Raw genomic sequence first — 595 nt, 5'->3', positions numbered from 1 at the left:
GTTCGATTTCATTGTCGCTTAAAATTACGAACGCTTGTTCGATTTTTTTTTGCGGTATTCTTGTGGGGTGTCCGAGACTTTCCTTCCCGAGTTGCCGCAGGAACTGTGGCGCGCCGGCAAGCTGGAGCTTGCCCATGGCGTGCAGCAGTCTTTGCAGGTGATCAGGATGACCACCGCCGGACTGGGGCGGTTCCTGGCGGAGGTCGAATCTCGGGGCGTCAAAGACTTGTACGGCTATGGCCGTACGGCGAACTGGTTCGCCGATATAGCGGGATTGTCGGTCAGTGAGGCGAGTGCGGTGGTGAACCGGGCCATCGCCCTGAACCCGACCCGGGCCTTGGATGGCACCGAGGTTCCGCCTGTCGCACCGGCTACCGCTGCTGTCGCCGCGGAAGGACTGGTTGGGGATGAGCGGATCGACCAGATCCTGGAGGTCTTGAAGAAGCTCCCGGCCGATACCTCTGTTGAGGATCGGGCGAGTGCGGAGAAGATCCTCGCCACCCTCGCCCGCGACGCGGGTCCCCGGCAGCTCGCCGACGCCGAAGCAAACCTGCTCGCCTGGCTCGATCCGGACGGGAACGAACCGAAGGATCCC

General features: G+C 62.4%; 1 protein-coding gene. It reads left to right on the top strand.

Annotated features, from left to right (window positions below):
* Positions 1 to 67 precede the first annotated feature (67 nt).
* A partial coding sequence (locus ACLJQF_RS48855) for a DUF222 domain-containing protein (protein ID WP_410617527.1) occupies positions 68 to 595 on the top strand: 528 nt, incomplete at its 3' end.

Source organism: Amycolatopsis sp. lyj-109, assembly GCF_046548995.1.
Lineage (GTDB): Bacteria > Actinomycetota > Actinomycetes > Mycobacteriales > Pseudonocardiaceae > Amycolatopsis.
This window is presented reverse-complemented; position numbering and strand designations above follow the sequence as displayed.